The organism is Pantoea sp. App145, assembly GCF_047947045.1.
Classification (GTDB): Bacteria; Pseudomonadota; Gammaproteobacteria; order Enterobacterales; family Enterobacteriaceae; genus Pantoea.
Window position 1 is genome coordinate 157,048 of the sequence record NZ_CP133293.1, and the last position, 22,623, is coordinate 179,670.

Consider the following 22,623-nt stretch of genomic DNA (forward strand, 5'->3'; position numbering starts at 1 on the left):
TATGCAGCGCGAAAGACATTGGCTGCTCATATTTATATTTAGAATAGTATGTTATGTGCTGCCAACGTTTATTGGTATTTTACTGGTCATGTTCTTTATCTTGAAAGCCATTCCTGGTGATGCAGTTGATGTACTGGCGGGAGAATCAGGAGGGGCAAGCGCGGCTACTATGGCATTGATGCGAGAGCAATACGGACTCAATCTGCCGGGCTGGCAGCAGTTTGTTAACTGGGTTGGCCATATTCTCCAGGGAAATCTGGGATTTTCCCCCCGTTTTAATACCCCTGTCACTATGCTGATAATATCAAGACTGCCAGCCACACTCGTTTTAATGGTTGCGGCACAACTTGTTGCCTTAATTATTGGGGTATTGTGTGGCGTGATAATGTCGCTATTTGCAGGTCGGTGGCCTGATCGACTGTTATCCCTGATAAGTCTTTTGCTTTATTCACTCCCCGGATTCTGGATCGGCCTTATGCTGCTGGTGCTTTTTTCTGTACATCTGGGATGGCTTCCCAGCAGTGGAAATATGACGATTGGTGCAAATCTCAGTGGCTGGGAATGGTTCAAAGACCTGTTTACTCATGCAGTGTTACCTGTTTTATCGCTGGCAAGTTTTTTCCTGGCGATTTATGCACGCCTGACACGAGCAGCCATGCTGGAGATCATGCATCAGGATTTTGTTCGCACTGCACATGCAAAAGGCCTGTCACCTTTATGCGTAACGATTGTCCATGTGCTGCGTTGCGCTCTGATTCCCGTCCTTACCGTCAGTGGTATGCATATTGCCACACTGCTGAGTGGTGCAGCAGTGGTTGAGACGGTGTTCTCCTGGCCTGGTCTGGGCAGGTTGGCTTTGGATGCGGTGATGGCGCGCGACGTAAATATTTTGTTGGGTATATTGCTCTTTTCTTCTTTGATGGTTTTGCTCGCTAACTTCGTGGTGGATCTTATCCACGCCTGGCTTGATCCCCGTATCGTGAGACGCTAAATGACGATCTTATCGGCGCTTTCCTTATCCTCCCACGTCAGACATCGTGCGCTACGCCAGCTGTTGCGTAATCCGGCAGGCATTACAGGCGGATTTATCCTATTACTCGTCATAGCAATGGCCATTGTTGCCCCGTGGCTTTATCCAGGTGACCCGCTTGATATGGTGGCATCACCTTTACTACCGCCAGGAGCCGAACTATCCTGGCCGCTCGGGACTGATGCTATGGGACGTGATCTCACGGCAGGCATCTTTCATGGGGCGCGAGTCTCATTGATGATAGGCATCGGTGCAACGGTAATTGGCTTACTGACCGGGACATTGATTGGCAGCATGAGCGGATTTTATGGCGGCATCGTTGATAATGGACTGATGCGCGTGACAACGCTCTTTCAAACGATGCCCGCTTTTTTACTCGTCATCATTATTCTGGCTATCTCAACACCCTCAGTCGGGCTGATCACCTTGAGTATCGGCCTTACTACCTGGCCAACTATTGCTCGTCTTGTACGTGCCGAATTTCGTAGCTTGCGGGAGACGGATTTTGTACTAGCTGCACGTTGCCAGGGATTTTCTACCGGGCACATTATCATGCGTGAGATGCTACCAAATGCACTACCGGCAATTATTGTGACCTCTTCCGTGATGGTGGCTTCCGCCATTCTGATGGAAGCAGCACTCTCTTTTCTTGGCCTCGGTGACCCGAATGTAGTCAGCTGGGGTTTTCTTATTGGCAGCGGGAGAGAAATGTTGCGCACGTCATGGTACCTGACCGCCGAACCCGGCATTGCATTGGTGATCACGTTGCTAGGTCTGAATCTGCTTGGCGACGCGCTGAACGACGCCTTTAATCCGAGGTTAAACGAACAATGACGCGGCCTATCCTTTCCGTAGAAAACTTAAAGATTCGATTTGGCCAAACCAATGTAGTTAACGAGGTGAGTTTCATCCTGGAAAAAGGGGAGATGCTGGCCCTAGTGGGGGAATCGGGCAGCGGCAAATCCGCGACTGCCTTATCAATAATGGGTCTGCTGCCTGAACAGGCAAAAACCAGTGGGCAGATACTTTTCGAAGGACGCGATCTGCTTACTCTCCCGCCCCGCCAACGGCGAGGGTTGCGCGGCAATAACCTCTCTATGATTTTTCAGGAACCGATGACGTCTCTGAATCCCGTTTATAGCGTGGGTGCTCAGATTGCTGAAAGCCTGAGGGCACATCAGAACCTATCATCAAGACAAGCTCGCGTGAGAACGATTGAACTGCTGGAGTTGGTTAATATTCCTGATCCTCATCGCCGCATTGATGACTTCCCACATCAGTTATCAGGAGGGCAACGACAGCGTGTAATGATCGCTATGGCTATCGCATGTGAGCCAAAGTTACTGATTGCAGACGAACCGACTACCGCTCTGGATGCTACGGTTCAGGCCAGCATCATGGCGCTACTCAATCAACTTCGCAGGGAACTTTCACTGAGCGTGTTGATGATAACGCATGATCTGGGCCTGGTATCTCAATGGGCGGATAAAGTTGCGGTAATGCACAATGGTAATATCGTGGAACAGGGGAGCGCCGATCGGCTTTTCCACCATCCTGTTCATGATTACACACGTGGCTTAATGGCCGCTTCTTTGATGGATTCGCATAATCTTCATTATCGTCAGTGCCGGCTTACGGAGATCCGTCATGATGAAAGTGGCAAGTTTCAGTTATATCAGCCCGAAACGCTGGTTTTTTCACATAAGTCTGAAGCCCAGGCTAATTCACCTTTATTGTCAGTGGATGGCCTGAATGTCAGCTATATTCAGGGAAGATCATCTATTTCGGCACTTAAAAACATCACATTCGATTTGCATTTTGGCGAAACCCTTGGACTGGTTGGGGAATCCGGTTGTGGGAAATCGACATTGTCGCGATCAATATTGCAGCTGCTTCGCCCGGATAATGGAAAGATTTTACTGGAAGGCGTAAATGTTGCTGATAAAAAGGGGCCTGCTTTAAAAAAATTTCGCCAAAGTGTGCAAATGATATTTCAGGACCCCTATGCTTCGCTGAATCCACGTCATACCATTTTCACCATTCTGGACTCAGTGCTACAGCTGCATGACCCTGCACCTGCACCAAAAAGATTGCAACGCATTCACACTATGCTTGATTGGGTAGGATTACCCAGAGATTCTCTGCACCGCTACGCGCATGAATTTTCTGGTGGCCAGCGTCAGCGTATTGGTATTGCTCGTGCTTTGATTATAAAACCGCGACTGGTTATCTGTGATGAGGCGGTATCCGCTCTGGACGTCTCTGTCCAGGCGCAGATACTTAACCTGCTGCTTGAAATGAAGCAGGAGTTTGGTCTCAGCTACCTGTTCATCTCACATAATCTTTCTGTGGTGCGCTATATGTCTGACAGGGTGTTAGTAATGAATAATGGCGAAATCGTAGAAACAGGGAGTGTGGAACACATCTGGCAACGTCCTCAGCACCCCTACACCCAGGAATTGTTATCTGCGGTGAAAGGGGCGTCAGGAGAGGACAGCCGCTCAATGTCGCTCACGCCCCCTTATACGGAAAAATATCTGGTTTAAAAACCGACAGCCTGCCCATCACGCCGGCTGTCGCTAGCCGCGACATAACCATGATCGTTATCATCAGACAGTCGCCAGATAAACTGACCTGAGCCAAAGTCCATATAACTGTCATTTACTGATTTAAGCTCATGTCCCAGCTGGCGCAATCCGTCAGTAACCTGTGAGTCAAAACCCTGCTCAAGGTCCACACTGTAGTCCTTATTCACCTTCCAGCGTGGTGCATCACAGGCAGCCTGAGGCTGCTGTTGATAGTCGATCATCCGCACCAGTGTTTGTACATGTCCCTGAGGTTGCATATCACCTCCCATCACACCAAAACTCATTTGCGGTTTGCCATCTTTCATCAGGAAGCCCGGAATAATGGTGTGAAAAGGGCGTTTTCCTGGCGCAACAACATTGGCAGACTCAGGAGCGCTGGAGAATCCTGCGCCCCGGTTTTGCAGGCTAATACCATAGCCGGGCACCACAACCCCAGAACCGAAGCCCATATAGTTCGACTGAATAAACGAGACCATCATTCCGCTTTCATCGGCCGTTGTGAGATAGACAGTCCCGCCGCTAGCAGGCATACCGGGCAGAACCGGTGTTGAACGGTTCAAATCAATTTGCCGCGCGCGCTGCGTCAGATAATCGTCATCCAGCATCTGCTGCGGTGTAATGTGCATTGATGACGGGTCAGCAACGTAGGCGTAAACGTCTGCAAACGCCAGCTTCATCGCTTCAATCTGCAAATGCTGCGACGCAATGCTATCGACAGGGAAACTACTAAGATCGAATTTTTCCAGTATACCCAGCGCAATCAGCGCAGCAATGCCCTGACCATTGGGGGGCAGTTCAAAAACGTCATATCCCCGATACTTTTTACTGATGGGGGTGACCCATTCTGGCTGATAACCTGCCAGATCATCCCGCGTCAGATACCCGCCGCTCTGTTTTGCCCAGTTTACGATAGCCTCGGCTACCTCGCCTTCATAAAAGCTACGGGGGCCATGCTCGGAAAGGATCCGCAGCGTATGTGCCGCGCCAGGCATGATAAACCGTTCACCGGTTTCTGGTGCCCGTCCATCTGGCATAAAAGCCTCGGCGAAACCAGGCTGACCACGCAGTAATGGCACTGCCGCCCGCCATTTGCGCGCCACCATTGGTGCAATAGTCACACCACGCTCGGCAATATCAATTGCGGTTTCCAGTAACTGCGCAAAGGGGAGTCGACCAAATCTCTGATGCAGTGTCCCCCAAGCTGCAATCGCCCCCGGCACAGTGACACTATCCCAGCCACGCTCTGGACGATGAGCATGTCCCTGCGCATTACGCCCATAACGCTCAGCAAACCAGTCAGTCGTCCAATGAGAGGGGGCGGTGCCAGAACTATTGAGGCCATGCAACTGTTTACCATCCCAGACCATAGCGAAAGCATCGCTACCTAAACCGTTTGATACCGGTTCGACTACCGTCAATGTCGCTGCCGTAGCAATAGCAGCGTCTACCGCATTGCCTCCTGCCAGCAAAACACGCGTTCCTGCCTGTGCTGCCAGAGGATGTGATGTCGCGACCAGATTGCGCGCGAACAGTGGCGTCCGTGTTGTACGATAAGGATTATCCCATTTGAAAGTCATACCTGCTCCTCCCGCTTCTCCGCTGAGACACTTCGCTCAGCTAAAACACGCAACGCCTGTTTATCAACTTTATTGGTACCTGCCAGCGGAAACTGCGTTGTAAGCCAGATATGTCGCGGATGCAGGTAGGCAGGGCCGTGATTAAGCACCCAGGATTTTAGCTCTAAGGGTGTTGGCTGACTGCCAGGCCGGGGGATGACCCATGCCACAGGTTTGCTACCCTTTATGTTGTCCACGATAGCGATGACACAGGCCTGTTGTACATCTGGATGCAGCTCAAGCAGTTTTTCAACTTCACTGGGATAGATGTTTTCACCACCACTGACAAACATGTCGTCGTGGCGCCCCACAAAGGTGTAGAACCCGTCAGCGTCCCGCTCAAACACATCCCCGGTATGGTAAAAACCATCGACAGTGATGGGATTTAATTCAGGTCGCTGATGGTATCCCTGCATCAGTGCAGGGCTGCGTATTTCCAGCACACCTCGATCACTAAGCTGACCGGCATCGTCACGCAAGCGTAGTTCAACTCCAGGATGAGGATATCCAGTCGCATGCACAGGAGCCGGCATCCCTTCAGGATGTGCAGTAAATACCACCGGCCCGGCTTCTGTGGTGCCATAGGCATTGATGATCCGCGCATGTGGCCATAACTGGCGAATTTGCTGATTGAGACCCTCATTCACCGGTGCCGAACCCATGCGTACTACACGCACGGAAGAGAGATCATTTTCCGCCAGTGTGTCCTGTTGCTGCATCATCATCGCGATCATTGGTGGTACTGCCGTCAACCAGCTGCAGCGATAACGCGCTACCGCTCGGATATAGGCTTTCGCTTCAAATTGCGGCAGAAGCACAGTCGTCACACCACTGTTCAGGGTTAGTAACGCCAGTGCTAAGGCGTTCATATGGTAAAACGGCGCGGCAATCAGAACCCTTTCACCCTCAAGTTCACCTGCTGCCCGACGGATCTCCACGACCCAGCGATGGCTGGCGTGTGTCAGGCGCACCCCCTTTGGCATCCCGGTAGAGCCCGAAGTGTAAAGCAGCAGCGCCAGATCATCAGGTTGAGGAATGAAACCTGTAAATTCGCCCGATTGATATAACGATGGCAACAGACTGAACGTCAATGGGTTAAAACGGTTGTCCAGGCGTTTGACTTGATCGCTATCACCGATTACCAATCTGGCATCGCTATCTTCAAGAATCTTTTCCAGCGTGGTATCGGGAAGTTTGATGTTAACCGGTACAGCAACCAATCCGGCACGCAGAATACCCAACAGGCTGATAATAAATGAGATTGAATTTCGTCCCAGTAGGGCGATACGTTGCCCCGGCAGATATCCCTGATTCAATAGTCCTTTAGCGAGCGCATTAGCCTCAGTGTCGAGCTGCGCATAACTGATTTGCTGCTCTTGTTGATCCTCGCCAGGCGTAATAAAAGCGGCCTGCTGTGCATTTGCAGGCGTGAGGTGCAGTGTACCCAGATTCGTCAGGATCATAGTTTGAACTCAAGTAAGGCATTGACATCAGGAAGAGCGATAAGCAACCGATTCCCGACCTGTTGCCAGGGCAGAGAGAGCTGCCGGGCGCCCGCAATCAGCACCTCAGCCCGGCCACCATCGAAAGAAAGGGCGAGGAACTGACTTCGCCGTCCGGGATTCGGAGAAATTAATCCGGCGGACCAGCTTTCAAATGTGTCAGGATCAAGTACGGAAATATGGAAGGATGCTGGCAGGATGCCCAGTTTCAGCCAGTCCTGTTGTTCTGCCTGTGGCTGCTGGCTGACGACAATTAAGCCATCGATCCCTTTAACTCCATTTGCATGATCTAACCAAGGTTCACGCCACACTAATTCCGGAGTGTGATGCTGGCAAAAGTAAACGCGTCCGGCCGCAAAGCTACCTTGTTTCAGGCGGGTGGTACTGAAGCGTGCTTCTCCCCATTTACCATCAAACTCAACCTGGCGGGAGAAATGCTGAACCGGCTGCACGGTATAGCCAAGTTCAACCAGCTGGCACTCTGTGGCTTCAGCATCCTGAGTGCGGAATACCAGACCGTCTATCCCCCGGGTACTGTCCAGCAACTCCTGACGTATCGGTCGCCCATCACCCGGCACACCGATAAGCTCCAGATAATGATCCTCAAACATTACCAGTTGATTGATCGAACCCAGCGTGTGGAAGCTTTCCGGGGTCAATGTGAATCCGAGAGCAGCAAAAGTCTTCCCGATAGCAGCAAGATCGTTATGATTGTTGATCACGATATGATCTGGTTGCAGTTGCATCATGAAATCCTCAGTTTGCCGGCATTGCATAGAGACCACGGCCACTTGCGACCAGCCGATCTTCGCTGTCGTAGACCCATGCTTCAGCACTCGAAACCTGTTTACCGACCTTTATGACTTTGCCCTTAATACGCAGATCACCACGCGCCGGGCGATGGTAATCCACCCTTATATCGAGAGTTGGGACACCTTTCCCCGTCCAGGCCACCAGCGCCCAGTCGGCGGTGAGATCAACCAGCGCCGCCAGAATCCCACCATGAATGTAGCCTCCCGCAGTGTTGACCACCCATTCATCGCGAAAAGTAGCTTTCAGAGTCAGTTCACCCTTTGCAACTTCAATAACCCTGAGCCCAAGCCACTGGTGATAGGGGCCTTTCAGCAGTTTTGCTTCTACTTCTGCCACGTCGGGCACAATAATTTCACTCATGACCGGCTCCTTATGGGGTAACGATGACTTTGCCCAGAACTTCACGGTCTCGTATCAGACGCAGACCTTCTGCAGCGCGGTCCAGTGGCAACTCACGATCAATAAGTGGCGTGATTGCACCGTCAGCTACCAGTTGCAGCAACGCTTCCAGGTCATCTTTATAAAAACTGTTTGAACCTTTGATATTGAGTTCAAAACTCCAGACATAACGCAGGTCTTCAGTTGGGTCGTATCCGGCTGTTGCTCCACATACCAGTAGCGTTCCGCCACGTTTCAGACACTTCAACGACGGACGCCAGGTCTCGCCCCCGGTAAAATTAATCACCACATCAACGCCACCTTCGTAAGTTCGACGCTGCGGTTTGCCGTATTTTTCGATAGTCCAGCGGGAAAAGTCCTCTTCGCGATAATTAACCACCTCATCCGCACCAAGTGCCTTCATTGCCGCGCCCTTTACTGCGCTGCCAACACAAGCGATGACCTCTGCTCCCAGCTTTTTTGCCAGCACCACGCAGGCGGTGCCAACACCACCACTGGCCCCCAGAATCAATACCTTATCGCCTGCTTTTACCGTGTTATGTGTGACCAGCATGCGGTGTGCCGTGCCGTAAGCAACTGGTAGTGACGCCGCTTGGGTGAAACTAACCGTCTCAGGCAGGCTAATCAGCTGGGATGCATCCACCAGTGCATATTCCGCCATACCGCCGTCGGTCATTTCCCCCATCAAGCCGACACCAGGTTTAAGCGGATTGACCAGTACACGATCCCCTGGTTGCCACCCCGTTACATCCTCTGCCACTGCATCGACGGTTCCGGCCAGATCTAATCCTGGCACCACCGGCAACGGAACTTTGATGCCCGGCATACCTTCTACGGTGAAAACATCGTGGTAATTGAAGGAAGAAGCCCGCACACAAACAACAACATGGCCCGGGCGCAGTTCAGGCTTTGCTTTATCGTTAACAACGGAAAGATTTTCGAGGGTTCCATGCTGATGCAGTACCAGCGCTTTCATGGTTTGACTCACAGGTAACTCCTGTTAATGAGAGGTATTAGCCAGCTTGTAAGCGGCATCGTCGTATAACGAATCAGGTACATTTCCCTGCACAGTGCCACTCGCAACAAACACGTCATGCTGACGTTTAAGGGTGGCAATATCGGTAGGTTCAAAAGTGAGCTGGTTCATACTGTTCCAGCGACTGGCATAAATGTTGGCATCACGCGCAGGCAGGTTGGCTTTCTGTTGCAGTAGTTTCGAAACATCCTGAGGATGGCTGGCTCCCCAGGCCAGGGTATCGCGTAAAGCGCCGATAACTTTGGCTACTACTTCAGGGTGCTGATCGATCAACTCGCTGCGCACTGCACCAACACCGATATAAGGCACCGCATCGCTATGGGTAAGTCTTTTCCACTCATCGGCAAAACTGCCTAACGAGATAACCTTCAGTTCATCCAGCTGTTCAATAGTCAGCGACCTCAGAGCTGCTGCATCAACTTGTTTCTGCACCAGGAACTGTGCCAGGCGGGATTCATTTCCACCAATCAGCTGAAAATCAGCAGGCTTAATATGATGATTTTCCTGTAATAGTGTGGTGGCTATTACCGCTACTGAGGAGCCAGCCGGTGAGGTACCGACTTTTTTATCTTTCAGTTGGTCCAGTGAGGTAATGGGTGAACCCTGCGGTACGACAAACTGAACATCAGCAGGTTGGGTCGCAGCAAAAATCTTAATCGGTACGCCTTCTGCAGCACTGCTGAATACCCCAGCCAATGGTGCTCCGAATGCCAAATCAATAGATCCAGATGCGAGCGCCTTAATCGGTGCGTTAACGTCAGGGAAGTGAATAAACTCCGCCTGAATTCCATGTTTCGCCAGAAAATCCTTTTCTTCCAGTACGGTGCCATATCCCAGGCTAACCCCACTACTCCAGTAGCCAATGCGTACTTTTTCAGCTGCTGCTGAATTCAGGGCAAAGAAAGCCCCGGCAGCCAGGGTGGCCGCCATTAATATCTTCTTCATAGTTAATCCTGTGTGTGTGATTTCCAGCGAAATAGATGGCGCTCAAGGGGTTTAAGCAGCCCACCTTCAAGTAATAACATCAGCACGACCAGCAGCAGCGTCCAGGCAAACACCTGATCGGTTTGCACCAGATCGCCCGCCTGACGCAAGCGATAACCGATACCATTGGACGCACCCAACGTTTCCGCAACCAAGGAAACTCGCCAGCCAAAACCAAATGCCAGGCGTGCTCCGGAAAAGAAGTAGGGCAGAATGGTCGGCAGATAGATTTTTCGCAATGTTTGCAGACGGCTCATGCGGAAACTCTGAGCCAGCTGTATATGCTGCTTATCCACAGTCTGTGCGCCTTGCCAGACATTAGTCAGGATCAGCGGCATCGCGGTCATAAATACGACAAAGACCGTTGTCGCATCCGAAATACCAAACCAGATAATGGCAAAGATCGCCCAGATGGCAGAGGATACGGTATTAAAGACTGCCAGAAGCGGTTCAAAAAAAAGGGCCAATCCGCGGCTGGCTCCCAGCGCCAACCCAACAGTCGTCCCGACCAGTGTCGCCAGAACAAATCCGCTTAATACACGTTTGAAAGTTGCTTCAATATCCTGAAATAACGTGGCATTACGCCACAAGGCCATCAGCGCATTGAGCGTCCGTTCAGGACCCGGCAACACGAATGCAGGCATGTTATGTGAGGCAAAAAGCCACAAAGCAAAGAATGCCAGCAGTAACGCCATCCGTTGCAGGAATAAAGAGAGGGTCTGTTGTAACTTTTGCATCATAACGCCATCCTTAACTGTCGTACCTGCTCTGTAACATCCCTGCCAGTGGGTAATCGTGGATGGGGTAGAACCACAGGTGTGACCTGTTTAATCTGTCCTGGGTTAGGTTGCAAAATGATGATGCGATCAGCAAGGACAACGGCCTCTTCAACATCATGCGTCACCATCACTACGGACATTTTTTTCAATGCGCGGATACGTAATAACTCGTCATGCATCACGCTGCGGGTATTCGGGTCTAATTTGGAAAAAGGTTCATCCATCAAAAGAATTTGTGGTTCCGCCACCAGACTGCGTGCCAGGGCGACCCGACTGCGCATCCCCCCGGAGAGCTGATGGGGCCATTTGTCTTCTGAACCCGACATGCCAGTTAATGCCAGCGCGGCCCGGGCGCGATCTCGACGCTCATTACGGGAGAGTGATATGTTTTCAATGCCAAAAATCACATTCTGCAAAACAGTACGCCATGGTAATAGTCGGTCTTCCTGAAACAAATATCCCAGTTGCTGCCAGTGCCGAAACTGCTTAACGGATTCTCCCTGAAGTTGAATATCGCCATGATCAGCGGTCAACAAACCAGATATCAGATTAAGCAAGGTGCTTTTACCACAACCAGACGTACCCAGCAGGGCCACTATCTCACCGGGCCAGACATCAAGAGTAATATCCAACAATACAACCTGCTGGCCAAAATTTTTGCCTACCTGTTCCAGATGAATAACCGGCTGCCAGGTTTGCAAATCGTCACTGAGAATAGCGCTCACGAAGGCTGTCTCCTGGCTGACAATGGGATTAGTGCACCATCGCGGCTTAACGTGGCGTAAATTTTTTCCAGCGTCATCGACTGAAAGGTTTCAATATGACGGCGGGCGATAAACTCAACCCTTTTGCTGTCGCGCTCAGTAAATGCCTGAATTAACGCATTATGATCATGGCGAATTTCCGGCTTGGTGCCCTGGACGTTAAATCCCAGCGCGACAAGTCGCGACATCTCATCCATTAACCCAGAGAGGGTACGGATCAGATGCTGGTTTCCGGTAGCTTCGGCTATCGCCAGATGAAAACGTTTATTAGCATTCATAAAAATATCAATGCGGGTGGAAAGGGGCGCTGCAATCTCTACGCGACAATCCGCCTCAAGTTTCTTCAGCAATTCAATATCTACCCGGTCAATTGCCAGCTTCGCCGCCAGCGGCTCCAGCTGCGCGCGCAGGGTAAATATTTCAAGCACATCCTGAACTGTGACTGGAGCAATACGATAGCCCTTACGCGGTCGCGACTCGATGAGGTAGTCGTGTGCTAACCTCGCAAGTGCCAGGCGGCAGGTACTTTTGCCAATCTGATAACGTTCCATGATTTCTGCTTCAGTGATCAGTGATCCCGGCAACAGCTGACAGGTAAGAATATCTCTGCGTAACGTTTGGTAAGCCTTATCGCTTAAAGGCAACTCGGACATAATTTATGCTCTCAACATGTCAGTGAAATCCTGTGGGATGCTCACAAAAATACTCTGGGGTGCTTTATGTCGTGCATATTAGGACGCTGAATATCGACCGTGCTACTAACTAATTCAGATAAGCAAACAACAAAAAGAGATGCTCTGGACTGCTTAAGGACTTTTCTTTTTTAGCATGAAAATTTATGACCAGAAGGTAATAAAAGGCATGGCTTCTACTTTCATCATTAGAAATGTCCGCATTAGTGACTTATTTACCAGTAGGTATCAGGCGCGCTATTTTTTAACAAGCGAGGTATACCGTAAAGATTTCTTCATGCAATCATGGAGTTTAAAATCGATTTGCGTCATTAAAATAGAATAAAATAATTATTTACCCTGTGTACTTGCAGACAATCAAATAATATTGAAATACTTATTCAATCAAAAATTATGATGTCATCCAGATACGTCAAAAAATAAAAATACACTTCATTTGATTGAGGTGGAAAACAGATTCTTTTGGAGTTAATATGAAGAACATCTTCATCTCCACATCCTTAATTATAATTGTAGGCTGCACTAGTCCATGGCCCTTACCAATAGCAAAACCGACTGTCTCAGACTATTACAATCAGGCTGGAATATCGGCACCAAAGAATAGTGATGATGATAAATCCAGAGAAGATACCTTTAAAAAAATCAATAAATCAGATCCTCCTATACCCAAGAGCTACAACGAAAGTCTCTTTCTCGCATCCGCATATAGACAAGTATGGCATCAAAAAGAGATGGACTTAGCTAAACAAACATATGCACTATCTGACATTGGTATATTGGGTTTAATCACAGGATTAATTGCCGGTGTAAATGGAGCAATAACGACAGTCTGGATAGGTGGAGGCGTTGCCGCTGGTTCACGTCTTATCCCTGAACATTATCAATATAATGTCCAGCGAAAAAATTATCGACAGGCGGCGGAGGCAGCTGATTGTGTTGTTGTAACATTAAACAATGTTGATTCGGGCACCAGAACTGTCCTCGATGACATTAACTTTAGAGAAATACAGGGGATGTTTGTTGCTAATACATTAAGAGAGATATCTTATCTCCTTGAGACCAAACAGTCCCAGGTAGAGTTTATTACTCCAGATATTGAGAAATTAAAAACGGCAATTAACCAAGAATCCACGCGAAAATTAAACCAGGATGAAAAGTCATTATATGATGAAAAATCATTATATGATGCATTCAAAGAAAAAATTGAAATCTGTACTGCATTGAAATGAATTATTCACAAAAATGATTTAATTAAATCACAAACCTATATAATCGCACTAATCCAACCGGAGGTATTTATGTCAAAGTGGCCACATCAAAATGAAGTTGATTCTTTTTACGGAGATCCTCGCGGTGCAAATGGTGAGGAAAGTGAATCGTGGGTGGCTGAAAATATAGTTTATGTTAGACCCCCATGGGAAATTGTTACTGCATGGGATTTTATGCCGGTTAAGTCAGGCGTGAAAATTCACAAGAAATGCGCTGATAGTCTTGAAACTATTTTCACACGTATATGGGATGCTGCGGATCAACAACAGCAGAAAATAAATGAATGGGGCATGAATCTTTATGCAGGAGGTTTCAATTTCAGAATTATGCGTAACGCAACCAGATTATCTATGCATAGCTGGGGATGTGCGATTGATTTTGATTCTGCCAAAAATGCATTTGGCAACCCATCACCCAATTTTGCCCTTATCCCCCCAGTTCTGGATGCTTTTTCAAGTGAAGAATGGACCTGGGGAGGAAGATGGACCACGCCGGATGGAATGCACTGGCAAGCTGCTGATATCTAGTGAAACTCATGATAATCTGGCATCAAAGTGAAAATTTTTCCGACAACCAATGTTGCGTCCCTTACGGGACGCATTTTTATTCCACATCAACATCCAGTAATGGCAGCTTAACTCAGGGCCAGGCATTCTTTCAACGAAACCAAAGTAATAATCATGGTGTACGGTGTATCCATCTGAATTAGCACTGCACTGCATTGATGCAGCGCATGGCTGGACGAAGACAATCAATGAAGTGGTATAAAGTTGCTCCAGCTATTAAGTTTAGCTGCTCATCGATTTGGCTGCCTTCTTGACAAGGTTATCACGGCATCGATAACAAACAAGTAGAAGCATAAAGGAAAGCAGCGCACTGATAGTCTTACGGATAGTTTCAATCTTGTCGGAATAGCTTTGGTAAGCATCAGCAAGACTGCTATATACGCCAGATAGCCTCTGTACAGAAGATAAATACTCAATCATCACAGTGTCACATTTTTGAGAGGGTGTATTTTCAGCGTCAGAAATATTTCGTAAGATCACCTGTGTTTGTGCAATCAAAATATCTGACATTTTATCAGATGAAGGTTCTGACAATCCGGCGACTAAATTCTGGTAGTCTTTCATTGCATGGCTATGGCACTCAGTCATTTTTGGGTAAAAATCATGCAACTTATCGGCTGTATCTTTAATTACTTTGCGCAGTTCAGGAGAGAGGCTGGTGTACCAGCCAACATATTTTGATTCATCAAAAGGCTTGAACATACCAATGACAATGGGTTTCTCAAGCAGCCAAAAATCCAGATACCGAGTCTCTGCAATGTTTAACTTGAGTGCAATCCTTGCTGTTTCATAATAGCTATGAGGACCTGATGTCATCTCATTTTGCATGTCAATTCTCTGTTTTTGATACTCATCCCGTAGTTTTATCAGTAGTTCAGTATGTTCAATGAGGATATTTTCATAATAGCCAGGAGGTGTCTCAGGTATTTTTTTTCAAACTAAACCACCCGAAGTTAAAAGCTGCAATGATTACCATAAGTATCACAGCCACTACTTCATATTTGTTTTTTATAAAATAGCATAAAAAACCACAATCAAATGAATTAACTTGACTTGATTCCATTTCTTTATCTTTGTCCATAAAGAGCCTTCATTTATAGGAAAAATTTAGCATAGAAATCATCCATAGAATCATGAACATCACAGACGAAAAATCATCATTCAGATAAATAAGATTCACTTTCTTCCTGGATAAAGCAAGCAATACACCAATAATAATTAAAAATGCAACTACTAAATTTAGTAGTAAACTTTACTGAACAAATGCCGATAATAGCATAGTGTAATGATGGCTTATTATGAAAAGGGGATTTTCTTGAAGTTTGAGGCGACTTCCCTGCTGGGAAGACAGTGTTCCTTCTAAAATCGCATACCTTATCCTGGTCCAAATGTATTATGCCGGATTTGAATTTTATTTTAGAATGACAATCCATTTTCCAGAAAAACCAACTGTACATTACGTTTTTATAATTGGAGGTTATATACTATGTGGAAATTCTCTATCGTTTGTTCAGTCATTGGATTCATTCAAGGCATCATTCTTGTATGGACTGCTAATGGAGCACCACAACAGGCAGCAGGTGCTGCAATGGGCTTAGCCTGGGCAGTGATCCCATATTGTATCTGCCGTGCAGTGCAGCAATTAAGTCCCCGTGAAGTTATTATCAAAACTGAGAGCCAGAAATAATGAAGCGCTTATTATGCTTTATCGCATTAATGGGATTATCTCAGCCACTTTTCGCTAGTCCCTGGGTTGCATCTTATGATAACGATGAGATGAGAGGGACAGCACGAAAGTTTCTGCAAAATGAGTCGAGCAATGATGTTCAGTTTGAGTTTCCATATAATGGAGGGTCAAAAATGGTCATAACTCTTCGGTCAAAAAAAATTGAATTAAAGTCCGGGCAAAAACCAGAAGATTTGAAAGTGACTGAGGCACTCCTCAGTATAACTAAAGGTCAATTTATTTGCCATTCATTCAATGATTGTCAAGTCGCCGTCAAATTTGATGATGGAAAAATCCAGAAATATTCCATGACTGAAGCAGGAGATGGTAGCTCTGACGTGATATTTTTTGACCAATCTTCATCTTTCATTAAGAACGTGCAAAGCCATAAAAATCTAATCATTGAAGCTGAGTTCTACCAGGCTGGAGCCAGGCAATTTAAATTTGATTTAGATGGAATGAACGTGTCTCAAAAGAATTGATTCATCGCTCCGTATTTAAGCGATTTTACTGAAAAAACTCCCAGCCAGTCTATTCTGAGGCCTGCTGGGTGATTTTTTCTCTGAACTTCCTTATTACAAGACCGATCCGTGAGAATGCCAGAAAAGAGAAAGTGTGTATTTTTTGTACAATTAAGTGTGTATTTTTTGTACAATTAAATGTGTTGTTTTCTGTTACAAGGACTCTTGTTATATTTTTCAGGCATTTTAAACCTAACCAGCAGTGAAATATTAGTTTAACCCTAGCACACTAACTATTTCTTCGCTGACTTTGATTCCGTTCTGAAGTGAATTTTCGCGATTAATTCGTCGGCGCTTACCAGGCAAGCGAATTTCAGGATCGTTATGTAAATGCGTGATCAGATTGGCGATCCGTTGTACAAAAGACGTCGGGGAGCTAAAAGCCGGATCAATGACGATGAGAAATTGGCCAGCATTGGAGCTGGCCGCACCAGGGAATTGAGTTGATCGGTCTTCAAAGCCAAAACTGGCACCCGTCAACGCTGCCGCCATAACCTCAACCATCAAAGCGATACCCGATCCTTTATGCTCACCAAAAGGCAGTAAGGTGCCCCCTTTGAGTATTGCTTGCGCATCAGTTGTTGGATTTCCTCTATGATCCAAACCTACACCAGACGGCAAAGGCTGCTGGCGTAATGCATACTGTTTTACTTCACCCAGCGACATAACGCTTGAAGCCTGATCCCAGCTAATGACGCCACCATTACCATCATAAAATGCAAACGCCATAGCATTGGTCCCGAGTAACGGACCACTGGCACCGTAAGGAGCCAATCGTGGGCGAGAGTTAACAAAGTTGAGCGCCACATATCCACGTTCCGCATAAGGTTCGACATCGGTCCAGAGAGCGCCAATATGATGGGCATTGCGGATGGACAACAGGGCAATACCGTTACCCCGAACACGTTCAAGTACAGCATCGATCGCCAAAGCAGAAGCCACCTGGGTAAATCCATTATCACCCTCAACCTGAACAAAAGGTGTCGTAGTGGGTGAAATTTGCTGTTTCGCTTTAGCATTAACCCAGCCAGCGCGTAACGAAGCCAGGTAATCTGGGACACGCATCAGGCCGTGACTGAGTGTGCCATCACGTTCGGATGCCACTATATGGCTGGCAAGTATGTGTGCGTCCTCATTCGAAAGGTGTTCACGTACCAGTATGGTTTTTACCGCGTTAGTTAGTTGTTCAATGCTGAAAATTCGACTCACCATCATCTCCCTGAAAACCGTTGTAGATTAAAAGGCTGTAAACTTCGTGCGCTGGCTTTGCCATCTATAATTGCCTGCACAAACTGTGCTGTTTTAGGTGCACCTGACATACCATAATGCCCATGACCAAATGCCACGATGAGATTGCTGAACTCGGGATGACGCCCAATGTAAGGTAATGAATCCGGTGTAGAAGGACGATGCCCATACCACTGCGAAAGTCGTTCAACAGGATAGTCCGGGAAACGCTGACGAAAGTGCTGTTCAAGCCGGTCATAACAGCGAGCCTTCTCAGGGGATGAACTTGAAGAATATTCAACAAAACCCGTTACGCGAATACCATCACTCATCTCGCTAATGACTTTCTTCTGGTTAGAATCATGCAGCACACAGGGCATCAGCCCCAGATCAGTGTGAGGATGAAATAACGGCTTTTGACGTTTAATCATGATGTGATATCCACGCTCAGCCATCAGGGGAAAATGATGTTGTGATTCAGGCAACAACGACAAGGAGTCACTGCCCGCAGAGAGAATATAGTTGTGCGCAGACATGCGATGATGATCGCCTGAGAGGCCAGTGATTTCTCCTTTTTCAACCTCAAAGCGTTGTACCGCGCAACGCTTATAGTCGCCACCAGCCGACCTGAATTCCCTGACAAGATACTCAAAAAGTTGTCGGGGGTTTGTCACCAGAGCGGTGCCATCAACAGCAGTAAAAGTACTGCGAGATGTTTGCAGCCCCGGGAAACATTGCTGGATGACATCTTTGGAAACGAGGCGACTGGCGACACCGACTTCCCGCCTTAACCTCACAGCAAGAGAATTCATCAGCGTCTCATTGTCATCCGGTGCAATATGCTGCGATACCGTACTGCCCATAGAAAATAACTGATACCCTCTTTCTTTCCCCGTTAAACGCTGCCAGTCTTCCAGTGTGTGGCGATTAAGAAGAAATAAACCATCACGGCTCAGCCTCAGTTGCGCCTGATTTGCCATTCGCAGGCATTCTCTTAACCAGCGCATCGCGCTCATACCGGCATGCGCTGCCAGTAAAACACTTCGGTCAGATCCGAAAATTAAACCCGGCAGTTGCCGCAGTAAACCGGGCGTCACCATCGGGATGACGGCATTGGGTCCAATCATTCCGGCATTGCCTGACGATGCTCCCGCACCAGGTGCTTTCGCGTCCAGCAACACGACCGCATAACCAGCGCGTTGCAGTTGCAGCGCTATGGTACATCCGATCACGCCAGCACCTACCACAATGCAATCGGTCATCGCGATGGCAACTTAAAGGTGGTGTGGCTGGCAAGAAAGCGCTGGGTGTGCGGTTTTTCCGGCGTCAGCAGGATCTGGTCTGGCGTTCCCTGTTCGTAGATTTTGCCGTCACGCAGAAAAACAATCCGATCCGCCACATGCCAGGCGAACCCCAACTCATGCGTGACTATCGCCATCGTCATCCCTTCGTCCCGCAGGCCACGGATGGTGTTCAGCACCTCGCCGACCAGTTCGGGGTCCAGTGCCGATGTTGCCTCGTCGAACAACATCAATTCAGGCGTCATCGCCAGCGCTCGGGCGATGGCAACACGTTGTTGCTGCCCGCCCGAAAGCTGCGCCGGTAATGCCTGCGCTTTATCCGCCAGTCCTACCTGCTGCAAATAGCGCTGCGCCAGTTGTTGTGCCTCGGCCTGGCTGCGGCGCAGAATATGCGTCTGCGCCACGGTAATGTTTTTTTCTACGGTCAGATGGGGAAACAAATTGAACTGTTGAAACACCATGCCGGTTTGCTGGCGCAGCAAACGAAGATCGCTGGCGCTATAACTGCGTTGCCCCTTTTTTCCAACTTTGCCCAACGCCTGCCCATGCAGCACAATCTCGCCTTGATCGGGTTTCTCTAGCAAATTCATACAGCGTAGCAGGGTACTTTTGCCCGAACCGCTGGCTCCGAGGATCACCACCACTTCCCCTTTATTGATGGTCAAATCGATCCCACGCAACACATGCTGATTGCCAAAATGTTTATGCAGGTTCCTGAATTCAATCATGATGTGTCACTCGGGTTGAAGAACTAAAACGGTTTTCAATCAGCCAGGCGATGGCGCTTAACAACAGGATGAACACCATAATGATCACCGCCACAGCGGTGTAGGTTTCAACCGGGCGGTATTCGCTGTCGCTGATCATCCGTGCCTGACTGAGCAGTTCCGGGAAGGCAATGGTGGCAGCGATCGCGCTGATTTTGACGATCTCAATCACTTCATTAACCAGCGCCGGTAAGGCATGACGTAACGCCTGTGGCAACATCAAAACAATAAACGCGCGACGTCGGGAAAAGCCCAGCATTTCTGCGGCTTCCCATTGTCCGTTGGGGATTCTCTGTAAGCTGCCGCGCAAGATTTCGCAGAAGTAAGCCGCAGTGTAGAGAGTGAAGGCCAGCCATGCGGTCAGAAAGCGACTGACCTGCACGCCGGTAAACAGCGGCAAGGCGTAGAAGAACCAGAACAGTACGATCAACGACGGAAGGTTACGCAGCAGATTGACATAAATCTGACCCACCATCCGCACACCCTGATGCTGCGACAGGCGGAGCAGCGCAATCACCGTGCCCAGCAAAAAACCACTGACCATAATGGCGAAGGAGAGCTGCATGGTGTTAAGTAGCCCCTCCCACAGAACCTGGCGGTAATTGAGCAGGAAATGGAAATTCAGGTTGTAGTTCATACCCGCCTCCCGATTTGCCAGCGATGCTCCAGCCATCTGGCCAGCAGCGCGATCACCGACAGCAGGATAAAGAACAGCCCGCCAAGCAGCGTGAAAGTTTCCAGAGGACGAAAGGTCAGGGAGGAGATGCGCCCGGCGTTATACACCACCTCGCCATAGCTGATCACGGACGCCAGGGTGGTGGTTTTGATCAGATCGATCAGTCGGTTCATCAGCGCAGGCAGAACATGCCTGAGTGCCTGGGGCAAAATAATGATGCGAAATCGGGTCCAGCCACGCATTCCCAGCACCGCAGAAGCCTCCCATTGCCCGCGCTCAACCCCCTGAATCCCGGCACGAAACACTTCACAAAAGAATGCCGCCGCCTGGAGACTGATCGCCATCACTGCCGAGGTAAGCGGTGCCGGGCGGAATGACAACAGAATGGGTGCGGCGAAGAAAAACCAGTAGATCAGCACGATGGCGGGTGCAGAACGAAAAAATGCCACGTAGATCCCAGCAAAGTGCCGGAGCAGGCCCTGTGGCGACAAGCGCATCAGTGCCAGCAGCAATCCCAGCGGGATGGCAACCAGCATCGACCACGCCACCAGCACCACCGTACCCTGTAATCCGCTCAATAGCAGCGGCAGTTGATGGGTGACCTGGGAGAAGTCCCATTGATAATGCATAACAGCCTCAAGTCCTGAAACAGTGAGACCGGGCAGGGGCAGCCCGGTTAAATTCACAGATCCCCGTCAGGCAGATTCACGCTGGACAGGGATGACCTGCTTCGGATCGATGCCACGGAAATTGAGGAAGGTTTCGTAAAACTGCTGCGATTTTCCGGTGTAGTAGAAGTAGCCGGCACAGGTGTTCAGATAGTTGAGCCAGCGGGAATCGGTTTCCTGACGCACGGCAATGCCACCGGGAATATACACTTTGGGGGCAGGGACCAGTGTCTTACCACTGCCAATACGCGCGCGGGCCAGATCGGCGGCAACCGCCGAGATCAGCCCGGCATTAATCCTTCCAGACTGGAATGCGGCGAAGATTTCTGCGCTGCTCTGGAACCGGCTGATGGTGGCTTTGGGCGCTTCTTTGGTGATGAACTCGTCCCAGGTGGTGCCCAGTCCGACACCGATATTGAAGGCAGGATCATTAATCTGCTGCCAGTTCTCAATGTTGGCATCATCTTTCGCCAACAGCGCCAGCGGATACCACAGCAGCGGCGTCGGTACAAAGCTGACGGAAAGCGCCCGTGTCGGTGTCGCGTCCAGCAGTACAAAGGTATCAAACTGACCGGTTTGCAGCCCGGCAACGGCGTTTGCCCAGGTCGTCTCAACAATTTCCAGCTTCACATTCATCGCTTCGGCAACAGCCTGGGCAAAACTGATCCCCACGCCACGCCAGGTCACGCCATTGCTGACTACCGAGCCGGGAGCGTCAGATCCGCTGCTGTCCTTGAAATACCAGGGTTCCATCACCGGTGCGCCAATACGCAATGTTTTGGTTTTCTGGATGCGATCCCAGGTGCTGTCCCCGGCGTTAAGCGCCTGTGGTGCTTGTTCAGCATTGGCGACCAACGGTATCGCTGCGGCCGCAAAGGCCAGCGGCATTGAAGCGAGAAGCTCGCGACGGTTCATACTCTTTCTCCTGGTAAATAAAAAATTAAAAAGTTAAACGCTGACTTTGCTGTAGATTTTTTTCACAACACCCTGGCTATGCCAGGCATTGCTGACGCCGCGATTGACGATAAAGCCCTCGTGCGCACTGAATGTCCGCGCTTCACCCAGCGCATTGGTGATTTCAATTTCACCCGCGATCGGATACATCAACTCATAGTCCCCAAAGGCGGCCAGGCGACGGGTATAGGCTGTGGCCTGCCAGATCCCTACACTGAACTTGCCATCAGCGCTGAGATACACCATGTTGCGCTGCACCTCGGGACGTTGGGCAGAAGTGATCAGTTCAGCCGATGGCCCGTCAATGGATGCCAGTTCAAGGTTTGGATCAACTTTGAAGGGGGCCTGCGGTGCAGCCTCAACAGGGTTCTGCTGCGGCTGATAAGCAACGAACCAGACCTCAGTACCCGTGGTGTTCAGCCAGTGAAAGGTTGCGCCACGCGGTATCACCAGGCTTTCCTGTGCCTGAGCCACAACGTCTTCGCCTGTGGATAACCGCAGCGTGACCTGCCCGGCGGTGACAATCAGGAAAAGGTCACTGGCGAAGTGATTAATGTGCTGCGCAAAAGGATGCAGCTGCGCGCTGCCCGCGTAGATGCCGTGTTGCTCGTTTTTGGTGTAATAGAAAGCACGTTCTATCAGTGGATCATCATTGTGATGTTGTTGCAGGTCGATCCATGATGTGACAATGTCACTTCTTTGTTCTGTGCGTACAAACGGGATAATGGGATACATAGCGATCTCT

General features: G+C 49.1%; 23 protein-coding genes. 6 read left to right on the top strand and 17 right to left on the bottom strand.

The annotated features are described in order from the left end of the window. The first annotated feature begins 1 nt into the window (after window position 1). Genes RCF31_RS25620 through RCF31_RS25630 form a run of 3 tightly spaced genes read left to right on the top strand, consistent with a single transcriptional unit; the run spans window position 2 to window position 3,576 of the window. Window positions 2-991, top strand: a complete 990-nt coding sequence (locus RCF31_RS25620; RefSeq protein ID WP_416414483.1) for an ABC transporter permease — start codon at window positions 2-4, stop codon at window positions 989-991. After that, window positions 992-1,864, top strand: a complete 873-nt coding sequence (locus RCF31_RS25625) for an ABC transporter permease (RefSeq protein WP_416414484.1) — start codon at window positions 992-994, stop codon at window positions 1,862-1,864. Then, the gene (locus RCF31_RS25630; RefSeq protein WP_416414485.1) at window positions 1,861-3,576 is read left to right on the top strand and encodes an ABC transporter ATP-binding protein; all 1,716 of its coding nucleotides are present in this window, start codon (window positions 1,861-1,863) and stop codon (window positions 3,574-3,576) included. The genes RCF31_RS25625 and RCF31_RS25630 overlap by 4 nt, the downstream gene beginning before the upstream one ends. On the opposite strand, the gene ggt is transcribed toward RCF31_RS25630, so the two are convergent. Genes ggt through RCF31_RS25675 form a run of 9 tightly spaced genes read right to left on the bottom strand, consistent with a single transcriptional unit; the run spans window position 3,573 to window position 12,164 of the window. Beyond that, window positions 3,573-5,195 (bottom strand): gamma-glutamyltransferase, encoded by a 1,623-nt coding sequence (gene ggt / locus RCF31_RS25635; protein ID WP_416414486.1) that lies wholly within the window; start codon window positions 5,193-5,195, stop codon window positions 3,573-3,575. The two genes, RCF31_RS25630 and ggt, sit on opposite strands and share 4 nt — an antisense overlap. Beyond that, a complete protein-coding gene (locus RCF31_RS25640) occupies window positions 5,192-6,697 on the bottom strand; it encodes a class I adenylate-forming enzyme family protein (protein ID WP_416414487.1) in 1,506 nt (501 codons plus the stop codon). The genes ggt and RCF31_RS25640 overlap by 4 nt, the downstream gene beginning before the upstream one ends. Beyond that, entirely contained in the window at window positions 6,694-7,482 is a 789-nt protein-coding gene (locus tag RCF31_RS25645) for a VOC family protein (RefSeq protein WP_416414488.1), read from the bottom strand. Before RCF31_RS25645 ends, RCF31_RS25640 begins: the two co-directional genes overlap by 4 nt. 10 nt (window positions 7,483-7,492) lie before the next feature. Continuing rightward, window positions 7,493-7,909 (bottom strand): PaaI family thioesterase, encoded by a 417-nt coding sequence (locus tag RCF31_RS25650; protein WP_416414489.1) that lies wholly within the window; start codon window positions 7,907-7,909, stop codon window positions 7,493-7,495. 10 nt (window positions 7,910-7,919) lie between these two features. Continuing rightward, the gene (locus RCF31_RS25655; protein ID WP_416414490.1) at window positions 7,920-8,936 is read right to left on the bottom strand and encodes a zinc-binding dehydrogenase; all 1,017 of its coding nucleotides are present in this window, start codon (window positions 8,934-8,936) and stop codon (window positions 7,920-7,922) included. A 12-nt stretch (window positions 8,937-8,948) separates the two neighbouring features. Beyond that, window positions 8,949-9,929, bottom strand: coding sequence for an ABC transporter substrate-binding protein (locus tag RCF31_RS25660; protein WP_416414491.1), 981 nt, complete (start codon window positions 9,927-9,929; stop codon window positions 8,949-8,951). Between the two features lie 2 nt (window positions 9,930-9,931). Then, window positions 9,932-10,708 (bottom strand): ABC transporter permease, encoded by a 777-nt coding sequence (locus RCF31_RS25665; protein ID WP_416414492.1) that lies wholly within the window; start codon window positions 10,706-10,708, stop codon window positions 9,932-9,934. Continuing rightward, on the bottom strand, window positions 10,705-11,472 hold the full coding sequence (locus RCF31_RS25670; protein WP_416414493.1) for an ABC transporter ATP-binding protein: 768 nt from the start codon (window positions 11,470-11,472) through the stop codon (window positions 10,705-10,707). Before RCF31_RS25670 ends, RCF31_RS25665 begins: the two co-directional genes overlap by 4 nt. Beyond that, window positions 11,469-12,164: a GntR family transcriptional regulator gene (locus RCF31_RS25675; RefSeq protein WP_416414494.1), complete on the bottom strand. Its 696-nt coding sequence runs from the start codon at window positions 12,162-12,164 to the stop codon at window positions 11,469-11,471. Before RCF31_RS25675 ends, RCF31_RS25670 begins: the two co-directional genes overlap by 4 nt. A gap of 512 nt (window positions 12,165-12,676) precedes the next feature. Here RCF31_RS25675 and RCF31_RS25680 point away from each other — a divergent pair. Beyond that, entirely contained in the window at window positions 12,677-13,432 is a 756-nt protein-coding gene (locus RCF31_RS25680) for a hypothetical protein (RefSeq protein WP_416414495.1), read from the top strand. 69 nt (window positions 13,433-13,501) lie between these two features. Then, window positions 13,502-13,999, top strand: a complete 498-nt coding sequence (locus tag RCF31_RS25685; protein WP_416414496.1) for a M15 family metallopeptidase — start codon at window positions 13,502-13,504, stop codon at window positions 13,997-13,999. A 261-nt stretch (window positions 14,000-14,260) separates the two neighbouring features. Here the strand turns inward: RCF31_RS25685 and RCF31_RS25690 are convergent, their stop codons facing one another. Beyond that, window positions 14,261-14,866: a hypothetical protein gene (locus tag RCF31_RS25690; protein ID WP_416414497.1), complete on the bottom strand. Its 606-nt coding sequence runs from the start codon at window positions 14,864-14,866 to the stop codon at window positions 14,261-14,263. Between the two features lie 858 nt (window positions 14,867-15,724). On the opposite strand from RCF31_RS25690, the gene RCF31_RS25695 reads away from it, so the two are divergent. Continuing rightward, window positions 15,725-16,246, top strand: coding sequence for a hypothetical protein (locus RCF31_RS25695; RefSeq protein ID WP_416414498.1), 522 nt, complete (start codon window positions 15,725-15,727; stop codon window positions 16,244-16,246). Between the two features lie 249 nt (window positions 16,247-16,495). Here the strand turns inward: RCF31_RS25695 and RCF31_RS25700 are convergent, their stop codons facing one another. From RCF31_RS25700 to RCF31_RS25730, 7 genes are all read right to left on the bottom strand, one after another. Next, window positions 16,496-17,494: an Ldh family oxidoreductase gene (locus tag RCF31_RS25700; RefSeq protein WP_416414499.1), complete on the bottom strand. Its 999-nt coding sequence runs from the start codon at window positions 17,492-17,494 to the stop codon at window positions 16,496-16,498. Window positions 17,495-17,496: 2 nt separating this feature from the next. Further along, entirely contained in the window at window positions 17,497-18,774 is a 1,278-nt protein-coding gene (locus tag RCF31_RS25705; RefSeq protein WP_416414500.1) for an NAD(P)/FAD-dependent oxidoreductase, read from the bottom strand. Then, window positions 18,771-19,541, bottom strand: a complete 771-nt coding sequence (locus tag RCF31_RS25710) for an amino acid ABC transporter ATP-binding protein (RefSeq protein ID WP_416414502.1) — start codon at window positions 19,539-19,541, stop codon at window positions 18,771-18,773. Before RCF31_RS25710 ends, RCF31_RS25705 begins: the two co-directional genes overlap by 4 nt. Next, window positions 19,534-20,217, bottom strand: a complete 684-nt coding sequence (locus tag RCF31_RS25715) for an amino acid ABC transporter permease (RefSeq protein WP_416414503.1) — start codon at window positions 20,215-20,217, stop codon at window positions 19,534-19,536. The genes RCF31_RS25710 and RCF31_RS25715 overlap by 8 nt, the downstream gene beginning before the upstream one ends. After that, window positions 20,214-20,885 (bottom strand): amino acid ABC transporter permease, encoded by a 672-nt coding sequence (locus RCF31_RS25720; protein WP_416414505.1) that lies wholly within the window; start codon window positions 20,883-20,885, stop codon window positions 20,214-20,216. The genes RCF31_RS25715 and RCF31_RS25720 overlap by 4 nt, the downstream gene beginning before the upstream one ends. Window positions 20,886-20,951: 66 nt before the next feature. Further along, window positions 20,952-21,839: a transporter substrate-binding domain-containing protein gene (locus RCF31_RS25725; RefSeq protein ID WP_416414507.1), complete on the bottom strand. Its 888-nt coding sequence runs from the start codon at window positions 21,837-21,839 to the stop codon at window positions 20,952-20,954. Between the two features lie 33 nt (window positions 21,840-21,872). After that, window positions 21,873-22,613 (bottom strand): cupin domain-containing protein, encoded by a 741-nt coding sequence (locus RCF31_RS25730; protein WP_416414508.1) that lies wholly within the window; start codon window positions 22,611-22,613, stop codon window positions 21,873-21,875. Window positions 22,614-22,623: the final 10 nt, after the last annotated feature.